13 protein-coding genes are annotated in these 13,918 nt (G+C 69.4%); 12 read left to right on the top strand and 1 reads right to left on the bottom strand.

Annotation, left to right across the window (positions count from 1 at the left end; translation table 11 throughout):
• Position 1 precedes the first annotated feature (1 nt).
• Positions 2-847: a DUF4397 domain-containing protein gene (locus ELQ94_RS09570; protein WP_127049505.1), complete on the bottom strand. Its 846-nt coding sequence runs from the start codon at positions 845-847 to the stop codon at positions 2-4.
• A 201-nt stretch (positions 848-1,048) separates the two neighbouring features.
• Here ELQ94_RS09570 and ELQ94_RS09565 point away from each other — a divergent pair, with 201 nt between their 5' ends.
• The 12 genes from ELQ94_RS09565 (at position 1,049) to ELQ94_RS09515 (ending at position 13,862) form a co-directional block, all read left to right on the top strand.
• Positions 1,049-2,119, top strand: a complete 1,071-nt coding sequence (locus tag ELQ94_RS09565; protein WP_127049503.1) for a polyprenyl synthetase family protein — start codon at positions 1,049-1,051, stop codon at positions 2,117-2,119.
• Positions 2,116-2,979, top strand: a complete 864-nt coding sequence (locus tag ELQ94_RS17280; RefSeq protein WP_166404712.1) for a phytoene/squalene synthase family protein — start codon at positions 2,116-2,118, stop codon at positions 2,977-2,979. Before ELQ94_RS09565 ends, ELQ94_RS17280 begins: the two co-directional genes overlap by 4 nt.
• Positions 2,976-4,577, top strand: a complete 1,602-nt coding sequence (crtI, locus tag ELQ94_RS09560) for a phytoene desaturase family protein (protein WP_166404710.1) — start codon at positions 2,976-2,978, stop codon at positions 4,575-4,577. Before ELQ94_RS17280 ends, crtI begins: the two co-directional genes overlap by 4 nt.
• Positions 4,574-4,930, top strand: a complete 357-nt coding sequence (locus ELQ94_RS09555) for a lycopene cyclase domain-containing protein (protein WP_127049501.1) — start codon at positions 4,574-4,576, stop codon at positions 4,928-4,930. Before crtI ends, ELQ94_RS09555 begins: the two co-directional genes overlap by 4 nt.
• Positions 4,927-5,250: a lycopene cyclase domain-containing protein gene (locus ELQ94_RS09550; RefSeq protein ID WP_127049499.1), complete on the top strand. Its 324-nt coding sequence runs from the start codon at positions 4,927-4,929 to the stop codon at positions 5,248-5,250. Before ELQ94_RS09555 ends, ELQ94_RS09550 begins: the two co-directional genes overlap by 4 nt.
• Positions 5,237-6,103 carry a prenyltransferase gene (locus tag ELQ94_RS09545; protein ID WP_127049497.1) on the top strand — a complete coding sequence of 289 codons (867 nt, stop codon included), beginning with the start codon at positions 5,237-5,239 and terminating at the stop codon, positions 6,101-6,103. The genes ELQ94_RS09550 and ELQ94_RS09545 overlap by 14 nt, the downstream gene beginning before the upstream one ends.
• 109 nt (positions 6,104-6,212) lie before the next feature.
• Complete coding sequence (locus ELQ94_RS09540) at positions 6,213-7,346, top strand: LacI family DNA-binding transcriptional regulator (RefSeq protein WP_243696944.1); 1,134 nt, start codon at positions 6,213-6,215, stop codon at positions 7,344-7,346.
• A gap of 316 nt (positions 7,347-7,662) precedes the next feature.
• The gene (locus ELQ94_RS09535; protein WP_243696943.1) at positions 7,663-9,369 is read left to right on the top strand and encodes an ABC transporter substrate-binding protein; all 1,707 of its coding nucleotides are present in this window, start codon (positions 7,663-7,665) and stop codon (positions 9,367-9,369) included.
• Positions 9,366-10,346, top strand: a complete 981-nt coding sequence (locus ELQ94_RS09530) for an ABC transporter permease (RefSeq protein ID WP_127049493.1) — start codon at positions 9,366-9,368, stop codon at positions 10,344-10,346. Before ELQ94_RS09535 ends, ELQ94_RS09530 begins: the two co-directional genes overlap by 4 nt.
• Positions 10,343-11,275 carry an ABC transporter permease gene (locus ELQ94_RS09525; protein ID WP_127049491.1) on the top strand — a complete coding sequence of 311 codons (933 nt, stop codon included), beginning with the start codon at positions 10,343-10,345 and terminating at the stop codon, positions 11,273-11,275. The genes ELQ94_RS09530 and ELQ94_RS09525 overlap by 4 nt, the downstream gene beginning before the upstream one ends.
• Positions 11,272-13,011, top strand: a complete 1,740-nt coding sequence (locus ELQ94_RS09520) for an ABC transporter ATP-binding protein (RefSeq protein WP_127049490.1) — start codon at positions 11,272-11,274, stop codon at positions 13,009-13,011. The genes ELQ94_RS09525 and ELQ94_RS09520 overlap by 4 nt, the downstream gene beginning before the upstream one ends.
• Positions 13,008-13,862 (top strand): alpha/beta fold hydrolase, encoded by an 855-nt coding sequence (locus ELQ94_RS09515; RefSeq protein ID WP_127049488.1) that lies wholly within the window; start codon positions 13,008-13,010, stop codon positions 13,860-13,862. The genes ELQ94_RS09520 and ELQ94_RS09515 overlap by 4 nt, the downstream gene beginning before the upstream one ends.
• Positions 13,863-13,918: the final 56 nt, after the last annotated feature.

The following is a 13,918-nucleotide window of genomic DNA, read 5'->3' as shown; positions in this document are numbered from 1 at the left end:
ATCAGCGGTCGGCCCTCTCGGCGGTGGCCGCCTCACGGCGGTTCGAACGACGGACGGTGGTCACGGCGAAGGCCATGAGGCCGAGCACCGCGGCTCCGATCCACAGGGCGCCCGAGGCGCCGGGGGCGTTGGTGGCGACGAGGCCGGCCTGGCCGGCGGGCACGCCGTCCGGGGTGGAGTGCAGGCCGCCGATCGTCTGGATGGCGAGGTCGAGATTGTCGTCCTCGAGGCTGCCCCAGGCGTAGACGATCGTGTTGACGCCCTCGGCGACGTTGACGTCTGCCGGGCCGATCACCGGGTCGGTCGTTCCGGCGGCGGCGACGCTCGCCGAGACGGTTCCGGCATCGAGCGTCAGGACCTCCTCGTTCGGGTTCGTCAGGCCTTCGATGACCGGGGTCTCTGCCGCGAGGACGTCCACGGCGGGAGCCGCGGCGGTGTGACGGACGGTGAGGCGGCCTTCGCCGGCCGCGAGGGTCGAGACGTCGTTCGTGAACAGGGTCGCGGTGGGTTCGCCCGCCTCGGTGAGGTGCGCGACGGCCGTGTAGTTGCCGTCCGCCTCGAGGACGAGGTCGACGGGGCCGATGGCCGGGTCGCTCGCATCCGCGGCGTCGGCCGCGGTGATGGCCACCGTGTAGGTGCCGGGAGCGAGGGTCAGCGGGCCACCGAGGGTGCCCGGCTCGAAGTCGTCGATCGTGAGCTCGTCGTTGACGTAGACGTCGACGGTCAGATCGGGGACAGCGTGGAGCACGGACAGGGTCGCGTCTCCTTCGGCCGCTGTGGCCGGCAACGCTGCCGAGAGGGCGAGGAGTGCGCCGGCTGTGATGCCGGCGCCGAGGATCTTGCGCATGGGTACCTCCGTGTCGAGCCCGCGAACGGGCGGCGGAATGCTTCTGTCCCCACTTCCGCCGCGGCCGACGATTCGGATGCACCCCGGCGAGATTTTTTTCGGAGGACGTCGAGCGAGAGAGCATCGACGCGCCCAGCGCAACTCACTAGAGCAACTAGTTAAATGTTTCAAGCATCGAGCCCGGTCGGTTAGTGTCGAGGCATGGACCCCCACGATCTCGTGGTCGTCACCGGCCGGCGACTGCAACGCGTCGAGGAGGTCCTCGACGGTTGGTTCGAGGTCGCGGCCGCACGCGGCGAGCGCTTCGGTTCGCACCACGCCCACCTGATCGAGAACCTCCGGCGCAACACCGACGGCGGCAAGCGCTTCCGCCCCCGCATGGTGCTGACCGCCTTCGAGACCCTCGGCGGCACCGACCTCGAGGTGGCCGCCCGCGTCGCAGCCGCCTACGAACTGCTCCACACCGCGCTCATCGTGCACGACGACGTCATCGACCGGGACTTCGTTCGCCGGGGCCGGCCCAACGTCTCCGGCAGCTACCGTGACCGCGCCACGACGGCGGGGATCTCCCTGCCGCTCGCCGAGCACCGCGGGATGTCGGTCGCGGTCATCGCCGGGGACCTCGCCCTCGCGGGCGCTTACCGCCTGGTCGACGGCTGCGGTGCGGACGAGCTCACGCGTGGTCGGCTCGTCGAGCTGCTCGACGACGCGGTCTCCGCCGCGGCCGCCGGGGAGTTCGCCGACGTGGACTTCTCCACGCACGCCACCATGCCGTCGGTCGACGAGGTCGTCGAGATGGAGCGCCTGAAGACCGCGTGGTACTCCTTCGAGGCCCCACTGCAGGCCGGGGCCGTGGTCGCAGGTGCCGGGCTCGCGACGATCGACGCCCTCGGCCGCTTCGGCCGGAACATCGGCATCGCCTACCAGATCGTCGACGACGTGCTCGGGGTGTTCGGCGAAGAGGACGTGACCGGCAAGAGCTCGATCGGTGACCTGCGCGAGGGCAAGCGGACGGTCCTCATCGCCTATGCCGCCACACAGCCCGAGTGGGTCGACGTGCACCGTCTGTTCGGAGACCCCGGCCTCGACACCGTCGGGGCGGCCCGCCTCCGCGACGCTCTCGTGACGAGCGGGGCGCGCGACTACGCCGAGCGACTCGCCACCGACTTCGCGAACCGGGCCTGGGAGGCTCTCGCCGAGGACAGCGTGCCGGCCTCGACGCGCGACGAACTCGCTCCCGTCGTGCGGGCCGTCCTGGAGCGCACCAAGTGACCGGAGGCCGTCAGTACGACGCCGTGGCCGTGGAGACCGCCGCCGTCGTCATCCGCCGCTACTCCACGTCCTTCGGGCTCGCAGCCCGTCTCCTCGGCCCCGCCGTCCGACAGGACGTGCGGAACATCTACGCGCTCGTCCGCATCGCCGACGAGATCGTGGACGGCGCGGCGAGCGACGCGGGCCTCGACGATGCATCGATCACGCGCACGCTCGACGACCTCGAGGCCGAGACCGAGCGCGCGATGGCGATCGGCTACAGCTCCAACCTCATCGTGCACGCCTTCGCACTCGCCGCCCGCCGCGGGGGCATCGGAGTCGACCTCACGCGGCCGTTCTTCGCGTCCATGCGCGCGGACATCACGGACGTCGAGCACACCCAGGAGAGCTTCGACGCGTACGTCTACGGCTCGGCCGAGGTCGTCGGACTCATGTGCCTCAAGGTCTTCCTCGCCGGCGAACGGCGCACGCCCGCTCAGATCAATCAGCTGGAGGAGGGGGCGAGGCGCCTCGGCGCGGCCTTCCAGAAGGTGAACTTCCTCCGCGACCTCGCCGCGGACTTCGCCGGGCTCGGGCGCAGCTACTTCCCCGGGATCCGCGTCGACGCGTTCACCGAGGCCGACAAGGCGCGCCTCCTCGACGACATCGACGCCGACCTCGCCGCCTCCGCCCGCACGCTGCCGGCGCTGCCGCCGAGCTCGCGTCGCGCCGTCGTGCTCGCCCACGAGCTGTTCGCCGAGCTCGCGAGACGGATCCGCGCGACGCCCGCTTCCGAACTCGTCACGACCCGCGTGCGCGTCCCCAACCCGGTGAAAGCCGCGATCGCCGTGAGAGCGGCACGAGGAGTACTCCCGAAATGAGCAGACACGCGAAGGAATCGACGGCCACGGGCGAGCGCACGATCGTGATCGGCGGCGGGATCTCCGGTCTCGCGACGGCCGCCCTGCTCGCTCGCGGCGGACGCGACGTGGTGCTGCTCGAGAAGAACGACGAGCTCGGCGGGCGCGCGGGCCTGCTCGAGCGTGACGGCTTCCGCTTCGACCTCGGCCCCAGCTGGTATCTCATGCCCGAGGTGTTCGACCACTTCTTCCGCCTCATGGGTACCTCCTCCGCCGAGCAGCTCGATCTCGTCCAGCTCGACCCCGGCTACCGCGTGTACTCGCAAGGCCACGCCGACCCGATCGACATCGCGGCGACCCGCGAGGAGAACGTGGCGCTGTTCGAGAGCATCGAGCCGGGCTCGGGATCGCGACTCGAGCGGTACCTCGATTCGGCGCGCGAGGTCTACGAGCTCGCGAAGCGCCGGTTCCTCTACACGACCTTCGAATCACTCACGCCTCTCCTGACGCGCGACGTCGTGACCGAGCTGCCGCGCTTCGCGAAGCTCTTCGGCACCGACCTCGACTCGGCGGCCGGAACGGTCGTGAGCGACACCCGCCTCCGTCAGGTGCTCGGGTACCCCGCCGTCTTCCTCGGATCCTCGCCGTATACGACACCGAGCATGTACCACCTCATGAGCCACCTCGACCTCGAGGACGGCGTCTTCTACCCCCGCGGCGGGTTCGCCCAGGTGATCGAGGCGATCGCCGGGGTGGCCCGCGACGCCGGCGTGCGCATCGTCACCGGAGCGACGGTCGACCGCATCGCCACGGAGTCGCGCGGCAGTGGCTTCCGCCGGTCCACCCGCGTCACGGGCGTGAACTGGACCGATGCCGAGGGCGTCGCGCACGTCGAGCCCGCCGCGGTCGTCGTGTCCGCCGCCGACCTGCACCACACGGAGACCCGCCTCCTTCCGCCGTCGCTGCGCACGTACCCGCAGTCCTACTGGGACACGAAGACCCCCGGGCCCGGGGCGGTCCTCCTCTCGCTCGGCGTGCGCGGCGAGCTCCCCGAGCTGCTCCACCACACCCTCTTCTTCACCTCGGACTGGCGCGCCAACTTCGACGCGATCGGCGGGGACGACCCGTACATTCCCGATCCGGCATCGCTCTACGTCTGCAAGCCGAGCGCCACGGACACCGTCGCGCCCGACGGTCACGAGAACCTCTTCGTGCTCGTTCCCATCCCGGCCGACCCCGCGCTCGGCGGCGGGTCGAGCGAGACGATCCGCGCGGCGGGTGACCGCGCGATCGCACAGATCGCGGAATGGGCGGGGATCCCCGACCTCGCCGAGCGCATCACCGTGCGTCACGACGTGGGCCCGGCCGACTTCGTCGAATCGATCAACGCCTGGCGCGGCACGATGCTCGGTCCGGCGCATACGCTCGCCCAGTCCGCACTCTTCCGTGCGGGCAACGTGAGCAAGAAGGTCGACGGGCTCCTCTACGCCGGCGGATCGACGATCCCCGGCATCGGCCTGCCGATGTGCCTCATCAGCGCCGAACTCGTCGTCAAGCGGCTGAACGGCGACACGTCGACGGAGGCGCTTCCGGCACCGCTGCCCGACGGCCGGTCGTGAGCGTCGTCTATCTCGCGGCCTTGGCGGTGTCGATCTTCGGCATGGTGATGCTCGACCGGCGCTTCCGGCTCTTCTTCTGGGACGACCCGCGACGCGCGACGATCGTGCTCGCGTCTGGAGTGGTCCTCTTCCTCGTGTGGGACCTGCTCGGCATCGGGCTCGGGATCTTCTTCCGCGGCCAGACCCCGTTCATGACGGGGCTCCTGATCGCGCCCGAACTGCCGATCGAGGAGGTCTTCTTCCTGACGCTCCTCTGCTACCTCTCGATGAACGTCTTCGGGGCGGCGATGCGTCTCGGCCCGTCGGTGGGTAGGTCGTCTCCGACCGAGGACCGCGGGGAGGAGCGACGATGACCTACACGCTCCTCAACCTCGCGTTCCTCGTGCCCGCTGCGGTGCTCGCCGTCGTCGCCGTGCTGCGGGCGCCCGACCGGCGACGGTTCCTGCGGGCCCTCGGCCTCACGCTCGTCGCCGTCCTCGTCCTCACGGCGGTCTTCGACAACATCATGATCGGCATCGGGCTCGTCGCCTACGACGCGACGCACCTGTCCGGGATCTTCGTCGGAATCGCACCCATCGAGGACTTCTCCTACGCTGTCTTCGCGGCGGTCGTCCTCCCGTCGCTGTGGAGCCTGCTCCGACCATCCCGACGGAGGCCCCGTGCGCACGCTTGAACAGCTCCTGCTCTCCTCGCGACCCCTGTCGTGGGTCAACACCGCGTACCCGTTCGCGGCGGCCTACTACCTGTCGACACGAGAACTCGACCTCGCGTTCTGGATCGGCACGATCTACTTCCTGATCCCGTACAACCTCGCGATGTACGGCATCAACGACGTGTTCGACTACGAGTCCGACCTCCGTAATCCGCGGAAGGGCGGCGTCGAGGGGGCCGTGCTCGATCGATCGCTGCACCGCACGACGATCGTCGCGGTGCTCGTGACGAACATCCCGTTCATCGTCGTGCTCGTCCTGCTCGGGTCGCCCGCGTCGTGGGCCGTGCTCGCGGTGAGCCTCTTCGCGGTCGTCGCGTACAGCGCCAAGGGGCTGCGGTTCAAGGAGGTGCCGTTCCTCGATTCGATCACGTCGAGCACGCACTTCGTGAGCCCCGCCGTCTACGGGCTCGTCCTCGCCGGCGCCGTCGTCACCCCCGCGCTCGTGCTGCTGCTCGTGGCCTACTTCCTGTGGGGCATCGCGAGCCACGCGTTCGGTGCGGTGCAGGACGTCATCGCGGACCGCGCCGGCGGGATCGCCTCGGTGGGGACCGTGCTCGGTGCGCGCGCGACGACGCGCATCGCGCTCGTCGCCTACGTCGCCGCTGCGCTGTTCCTGTTCGGCACGGACTGGCCGGGCCCGCTCGCCGCGATCGCCGTGCTGCCGTACATCCTCAACGTCGTCCCGTTCTGGAACGTGACGGACGAGACGGCCGAGTCCGCGAACCGCGGGTGGAAGCGCTTCCTCTGGCTCAACTTCGTGGCGGGCTTCCTCGTCACCATGCTCCTCATCTGGTACGCCTTCCTCACCCTCTGACCCCCCTAAAAACTTCGTATGTGGTTGAAAACTCGAGCACATACGAAGTTTTCAGGGGGGAGAGGCGGGTGGAGGGGGAGCTTAGGATGATGCGGACGACGGCGGGGCGATGATCGGGGGTGGGGGCATGGGCGCGAAGGCGACCACGGTGTACGACGTCGCCGAGCACGCGGGCGTCTCGATCGCCACCGTCTCGCGGGTCCTCCGGCGCCCGGGCGATGTCCGCGACTCCACGCGCGAGCGCGTCCTCGCCTCCGTGAAGGCGCTCGGTTACGTGCCGAGCGCGAGTGCGCGCGGTCTCGCCGCCCGCCGCACCGGCGTGGTCGGTCTCTTCTTCCCGGACTTCGACGCGATGCGCGAGACGACGGCCTTCGTGCCCGACCGCAGCGGGGCCGTTCCGGTCGTCGCCGATCCGCCGGCGGAGGACGCGACCGGGTCCGATCTCCTCTACTTCGACGAGGTGCTGCGGGGCGCCGAGATCGAGGCGTGGCGGAACGGTCTCGTCCTCCTCGTCGGCGTCGGCCGTGGCGAGGACTCCCTGTCGATCGTGTCCGACATCGCCGGGCGGGTGGACGGGCTCGCCGTGCTCGCCGGCAGCGTGCCCGACGAGATGCTCGAACACATCGCGCGCCGCATCCCCGTGGTGCTCATCGCCGGTCCGCGCCGCGACGACGAGTTCGATCACGTGAGCGTCGACAACCGTGCCGGCATGCGGGCGCTCGCCGACCACGTCTTCGACACGCGCGAGATCGACGGGGTGCTCTACGTGCGCGGTGTCGCGTCGACGCCCGACGACGCCGAACGCTTCGACGGATTCTCCGAGGCTCTCTCGGCGCGGGCCGTCGCGGACCGCCCCGGGCTGAGCGTCGTCAGCGCCGAGTTCTCCCGTGAGAGGGCTCGCGTGATCGGGTCCTCGCTCGCGTCCAGCGGGCATATCCCCGACGCGGTCATCTGCGCCAACGACCAGATGGCTCTCGGCATCCTCGACGCCTTCCGCGACCACGGGGTCGACGTGCCTCGTCGGGTCCTGGTCGCGGGATTCGACGGAATCGACGCCGGCCGTCACTCCGAGCCGCGGCTCACGACGGTCGAGCAGCCGATGGAGGACCTCGGCCGCGCGGCCGTGCACGTCCTCACCCAGCGCCTCGCGAACCCGTCCCAGCCTCCCGTCACCCTCCGCCTCCCGGTCAAGGTGCTGGTCCGCGAGTCCACCACCCCAGGGCCCCCCACCCCAAGGGGCTAGTCCCGAGCGAGGGCGCCACGTGCACGTGGCGCCCTCAGCCTCTATGTGGCGCCCTCGCATCGGCGGCTCGACGAGCTGATGTTCTCGGCGGGGTGACGTGGACGGAGTGGCGATCGCTCCGAGGGCGCCAGTTCGCCAGCGAGGGCGCCAGCTCTAAGTGGCGCCCTCGCTCGGGAGTAGCCTCCTGGGGAGGGGGAGGGTTGCGAGGGAAGGATGTATGCGCATACAGTTGGGGCATCCACGGACGGAACCCCCGTCCGGCGCAGCGCAGCCCTCGGACTGCCTCGTGACGACGACGACATGAGGATTCGACACCGTGTCATTCACCTCCCCCACCGCTCGACCACCCGGATCGCAGCCACGTTCCCGCCGCTCCCTGCGCCGCCGAGCCCTCGCCGCGGTCGCCGTCGGCGCTGCGGCCGTGCTCGTCGCCACGGGGTGCAGCATCCAGGTCACGTCGCAGCCGGATCCCACGATCCCCGACGACACGATGCTGATCAACGCGGACCGCGGCAACCCGCTCTTCGACCGCAACTTCAACCCGTACCTCACCAACACGCGAACCGCGTCGCGGTGGATGTACGAGCCGCTCATCATGATCAACCCGCTCGACAACGCGCAGACGCCCTGGCTCGCGACCGAGTGGAGCCTGCCGGACGCCGACACGATCCAGATGACGATCCGCGACGGTGTCGAGTGGAGCGACGGTGAGCCCCTCACGGCCGACGACGTCGCCTTCACGTTCGAGATGCTCAAGGAGTATCCGGCGATCGACATCAAGGGCGCGTGGCAGCACATCGAGAGCGTCGAGGTGGACGGTGACACCGTCACGTTCGAGCTCCTCACGGACGACGTGCCCGCCCTCACGATCATCGGCGCCACGTACATCGTCCCCGAGCACATCTGGGCGGACGTCGACGACCCGAGCACGTGGCGCAACGAGGACCCGATCGGGTCCGGTCCGTTCACCCTCGGCAACTACAACCAGCAGCAGTACTCGATGGACAAGAACGAGGACTACTGGCAGGCCGACTCGATCGAGATCGAGCACCTCATCCTCCCCGCCACGAACACCCAGCTCGACACCGTCACACGCGGTTACGACTGGGCGTACTCCTTCATCTCGGACGTCGAGGGGACGTGGGGTGCCGCGAGCGACGAGAACGAGTTCTGGTTCCCGCCCGTCGGCATCATCGGCCTCATGCCGAACAACGAGGTCGCCCCGTTCGACGACGTGAACGTGCGGCGCGGCATCGCCCTCGCCCTCGAACGCGGCTCGATCGCCGAGTCGGCGACGGAGGGCTACATGGAGCCCGCCGGTCAGACGGGACTCATCCTGCCCAACCAGGAAGACCAGCTCGACCCGTCGATCCCGAACCAGGGCATGATCGAGCAGGACACGGACGCCGCTCTCGCGGAGTTCGAGAAGGCGGGATACACGCTCCAGGGCGACCAGCTCGTCGGACCGGACGGGCAGCAGTTCTCCTTCGCACTCACCACGGCGAACGGCTACTCCGACTGGACGAGGGCCGCGCAGGAGGTGCAGCGTCAGCTCGGGCAGATCGGCATCGACGTGAGCCTCAGCCTGCCGCAGCCCGCGGGCTACCAGCAGGCCATCAGCAACGGCGACTTCGAGGTCGCGATCGGCGGGATGGGCGGCGGTTACGCCTACCAGGCCTTCAACAGCCTCTTGTCGAGCGAGTTCTACGTGCCCGTCGGCGAGGCCACCCAGAACAACTTCGAGCGCTACCAGAACCCGGAGGCCGACGAGATCCTCGCCGAGCTGAAGGCCACTCCCGACCCCGACCGCCAGGTCGAGCTCAGCCAGCAGCTGCAGAACATCGTCTACGACGACCTGCCCGTGATCGGCCTCTACTACGGCGGATCGTGGGGCCTGTTCAGCGATCGCAAGTTCACCGGATGGCCGAGCGCAGAGGACCCCTACATGGCACCGCAGAACTACGACTCGGCGCCGCTGCTGATCTTCACGCGGCTGAAGCTCGTGAAGGAGGACGACCAGTGAAATACATCGCAGGAAAGCTCGGTCTCTTCGTCCTCACGCTCTGGGCGGCCGTGACGCTCAACTTCTTCCTCCCGCGGCTCATGCCCGGTTCCCCGGCGGACGCCGCGATCGCGAAGCTCGCGCAGAACGGTCCCGTCACCGAGGCCACGCGCGCCGCGATCGAGGCCCAGCTCGGTGTGCCCGACGGCAGCCTGTGGGAGCAGTACGCGTCCTACCTCCGCCAGGTCGTCACGCTCGACTTCGGCGTCTCGTACACGTTCTACCCGCAGACCGTGTCGAGCATGGTCAGCACGGCACTTCCCTACACGCTCATCCTCGTGGGCATCGTGACGATCCTCGCGTTCGTGCTCGGCACGCTCATCGGTGTGGCCGCGGCCTGGAAGCGTGGAACCTGGCTCGATTCGCTCCCGACGCTCAGCGGCAGCTTCATGAGCACGTTCCCGTATTTCTGGACCGCGCTGCTCCTGCTCTTCTTCCTGGGTTACGTGTTGCACTGGTTCCCCACGACGGGCGCCTACTCGGCCACGACGACCCCGGCGTTCTCGTTCGCCTTCCTCGGCGACGCGCTCCTCCACGCGGCGTTGCCTGCCCTCACGATCCTCCTGACGAGCCTCGGCGGTTGGATCATCGGCATGCGCAACGCGATGATCAACACGCTCGGCGACGACTACGTCACCTTCGCGGAGGCGAACGGCCTCCGCGGCGGCACCGTGGCCATCCGCTACGCGGCCCGGAACGCGATCCTCCCGAACCTCACCGGATTCGGGCTCGCGCTCGGTGGCGTGGTCGGCGGCTCGATCCTCGTGGAGCAGGTGTTCGGCTACCCGGGCATCGGCTACCTCCTGTTCAACGCGGTCATCGGACAGGACTACCCGCTCATGCAGGCCCTCTTCCTGATGATCACCGTGAGTGTGCTCATCGCCAACTTCCTCGTCGACATCCTGTACGGCGTACTCGACCCAAGGACCCGCCGATGACGTCAACGCAGAATGTCAGAATCCCCACGGACGGTGCAGCGGACGGAGCCGTCGCGGCGACCAGCCGCTGGCGCTCGTTCAGCCGCACGCTCGGCGTGGTCTGGTCGAACGGCAAGGCCCGTGTCGGCATCGTGATCCTCGGGCTCTTCGTGCTCGTTGCGATCTTCGCCCCGCTCCTCGCCCCCTACGACCCGAAGGACACGTCCTTCGACCGCAACCTCGACGCGACGGGTGCGCACTGGCTCGGCACGACCGCGGCCGGAGAGGACGTGCTCAGCCAGCTCATCTTCGGTGCGCGGATCTCGATCCTGGTGGGCCTCGCGGCCGGCGTGCTCTCGACACTCATCGCCGTCGCGATCGGCCTCAGCTGGGGTTACCTCAAGGGCTTCGCGAGCGAGGTGGTCGGCTTCATCGTCAACCTCTTCCTCGTGATCCCCGGCCTGCCGCTCATGATCGTGATCGCCGCATACCTGCAGAACGGCGGCATCCTGATGATCATCGCGGTCATCGTCGTGACCGGTTGGGCGTGGGGTGCCCGCGTGCTCCGCAGCCAGACGCAGTCCCTGCGCGGTCGCGACTTCGTGACGGCCGCGCAGTTCTCCGGGGAGCGCGCCCCGCGCATCGTCTTCCGCGAGATCCTGCCGAACATGACCTCGCTCATCGTGGGCAGCCTCTTCGGAGCCGCGACGGCCGCGATCCTCGCGGAGGCCGGCCTCGAGTTCCTCGGACTCGGCGACTCGAGCATCGTCAGCTGGGGCACGATGCTCTACTGGGCGCAGAACTCGAACGCCCTCCTCACCGGCCAGTGGGCGCTGCTGTTCGCCCCCGGTCTCTGTATCGCGCTCCTCGCGCTCAGCCTCACGCTCATCAACTTCGGAGTGGACGCCGTGAGCAATCCGCGTCTCCGTGACGGAAAGGCCACGAAATGACCTCCACGAACCCGAAGCGCGACCGGGCGGACGGCGACGTACTCCTCGATGTCCGCGATCTCTCCGTCATCTACGAGAGCGCCGGGGCTGCGCCCGTCCAGGCGGTCGACGACGTGAGCTTCACGCTGAAGCGCGGTGAGTTCGTCGGTCTCGTGGGCGAGTCGGGATCCGGCAAGTCCACGCTGGGCTTCGCGCTCACGCGGCTGCAGAAGCCGCCGGCGCGCACGAACGGCGGCAACATCTTCTTCGACGGCTCCGACATCCGCGAGCTCGACACGGAGACCCTGCGCACGCAGCGCCAGGGCGGTTTCGCGATGGTGCTGCAGTCGGGCATGAACGCGCTCAACCCCGTGCGCACCATCCGCAACCACTTCATGGACATCTTCCGCGCCCACGGTCACGTGGCGAAGGCGGACCGTGAGGCGAGGGCGGCGGAGCTCGTCCGCAAGGTCGAACTCGATCCGTCGGTGCTCGCGCGTTACCCCGGCGAGCTCTCGGGCGGGATGCGTCAGCGCGTCTCGATCGCGCTCGCGCTCTCACTCGAGCCGCAGCTCATGGTGTTCGACGAGCCGACGACGGCGCTCGACGTGCTCGTACAGCACGCCGTGATGGACACGATCCAGTCGCTGCAGGCCTCGGAGAACTTCACGGCGATCCTCATCAGCCACGACCTCGGGATCGTGCTCGAGGCGACGCAGCGCGTGCTCGTGATGCACGAGGGTCGGATCGTGGAGGACGGCGCGAGCCGCGACATCCTCGAGCGGCCGCAGGACGACTACACGCGCATGCTCCTCAGCCACTACGCCGATCCGCGCGCCGAGGTCGTCGAACTGCCGGGCTTCCCCGCTCGGCGTTCGGGAGCCGAGCCCGGCACCACGCGGCCCCGCGCCGAGGCCGGCGACGCCGCCGTCGTCACGCGCAGTGTGCGTTCGGCGGACTCCGCGATCGTCGTCGACGGCGTCTCGAAGGTCTACCCGCCGCCGCGCCGCGGCGAGAAGCCCGTCCGCGCGCTCGACGACGTGTCCTTCACGCTCGAGCCCGGCCAGTCGCTCGCTCTCGTGGGGGCGTCCGGCAGCGGCAAATCCACACTCGCGAAGCTCATCACGGGCATCGAGAAGCCGACGCAGGGCGACGTGCGCTTCGGCGACGTCGACGTGACGCGGCTGCGGGCGAAGGGGCTGCGCGATCTGCGCAGCAACGTGCAGATGGTGTTCCAGGATCCGTACTCCGCGCTCAACCCGCTGCACACCGTGGAGTACACGCTCTCGCGGCCCATCCGGAACATGACAGACCTCCGCGGCGACGACGCCCGCGCCCGCCTCCACGACCTGCTGACGACCGTGGGGCTGACGCCGACCGAGACCTTCGCGCAGAAGCTGCCGCACCAGTTGTCGGGCGGCCAGCGTCAGCGTGTGGTCATCGCGAGGGCCCTCGCGAGCGACCCGCAGGTGCTCATCGCGGACGAGCCCGTCTCGATGCTCGACGTGTCGTTGCGCGCCGGTGTGCTCGCCCTTCTCGAGGACCTCCGCGAGAAGTGGGGAGTGAGCCTTCTCTACATCACCCACGACCTGCTGAGCGCGCGGCTCGTGACGGACGACATCATGGTGCTGCACGACGGCAAGGTCGTCGAGCGCGGCGTCACGAGCGAGGTGCTGCGGAATCCGCAGGACGAGTACACCGTCCGCCTCCTCGACGCCGTGCCGAACCCCCGCCGCTTGCGCGAGGACGTCGCGTGAGCGGTGTGACGCCGATCGCGCACTTCGGCGGGATGCCGATGCGGCCGGGGAGCGACGCGTTCGCCCTCGATACCGGTGTGGGCGTGCTCACGACGCTGCGTGCGCGGCCGTCGGGTGTCTCGCGTGGTGTCGTGCTCTGGGTGCCCGGCTTCACCGGGTCGAAGGAGGACGCGCACGAGATCCTGCCGCGTCTCGCGGACGCGGGATACGACGCGTGGGCGTACAGCCAGCGCGGGCAGGCCGATTCGGCGCGCCCCGCGGACGACGACTACTCCCTCGATGTGCTCGCCACCGATGCGGTCGAGGTCGCGGGAATCGTCGGAGCCGGAGCACCGGTGCACTTCATCGGACACAGCCTCGGCGGGGTCGTCGCGCGCGCCGCGGTGCTCCGGGATCCCAGCGCGTTCGCGAGCCTCACGATGCTCTGCAGCGGGCCGAAGGGCTGGCCCGGGCGACACGACGAGACGAGCGAGACGGTCTCGAAGGTCGGAAGCCTCGGGCTCTGGCAGCGCGACAATCCCGACAAGGTGGACGCGAGCGACGAGGAGATCGGCGCCTTCGAGGCGTTCTTCCGTCACCGCGCCGCCGCGACGGCCGACGAGAACCTCCTCCAGGGGGCCGCGCTCCTGCGCTCGGAGGAGGACACGACGGACGCGCTCCGGGCGACGGGCGTCCCCGTCCTCGTGGCGCACGGCGAGCACGACGACAAGTGGCCGATCGAGTGGCAGCGCGACATGGCTGAGCGCCTCGGTGCCCGCTACGCCGTGATCCCGGGCGGCGCCCACTCCCCGCAGGCCGAGGCCCCCGAGGCCACCCTCGACACCCTTACGACCTTCTACTCCTCCCTCTAAGCCCTGCGCTCCAACTCCGCGAAGTGCGGACTTTCGTCCCCTTCCGACCCGATTTG

Source organism: Labedella endophytica (assembly GCF_003990045.1).
Lineage (GTDB): Bacteria > Actinomycetota > Actinomycetes > Actinomycetales > Microbacteriaceae > Labedella > Labedella endophytica.
This window is presented reverse-complemented; position numbering and strand designations above follow the sequence as displayed.

Coding starts and splice junctions, on each gene's coding strand:
- ELQ94_RS09525 (WP_127049491.1), top strand. CDS start 10,343: ATGACGTCAACGCAGAATGTCAGAATCCCCACGGACGGTGCAGCGGAC.
- ELQ94_RS09570 (WP_127049505.1), bottom strand. CDS start 847: ATGCGCAAGATCCTCGGCGCCGGCATCACAGCCGGCGCACTCCTCGCC.
- crtI (WP_166404710.1), top strand. CDS start 2,976: ATGAGCAGACACGCGAAGGAATCGACGGCCACGGGCGAGCGCACGATC.
- ELQ94_RS09520 (WP_127049490.1), top strand. CDS start 11,272: ATGACCTCCACGAACCCGAAGCGCGACCGGGCGGACGGCGACGTACTC.
- ELQ94_RS09565 (WP_127049503.1), top strand. CDS start 1,049: ATGGACCCCCACGATCTCGTGGTCGTCACCGGCCGGCGACTGCAACGC.
- ELQ94_RS09550 (WP_127049499.1), top strand. CDS start 4,927: ATGACCTACACGCTCCTCAACCTCGCGTTCCTCGTGCCCGCTGCGGTG.
- ELQ94_RS09540 (WP_243696944.1), top strand. CDS start 6,213: ATGATCGGGGGTGGGGGCATGGGCGCGAAGGCGACCACGGTGTACGAC.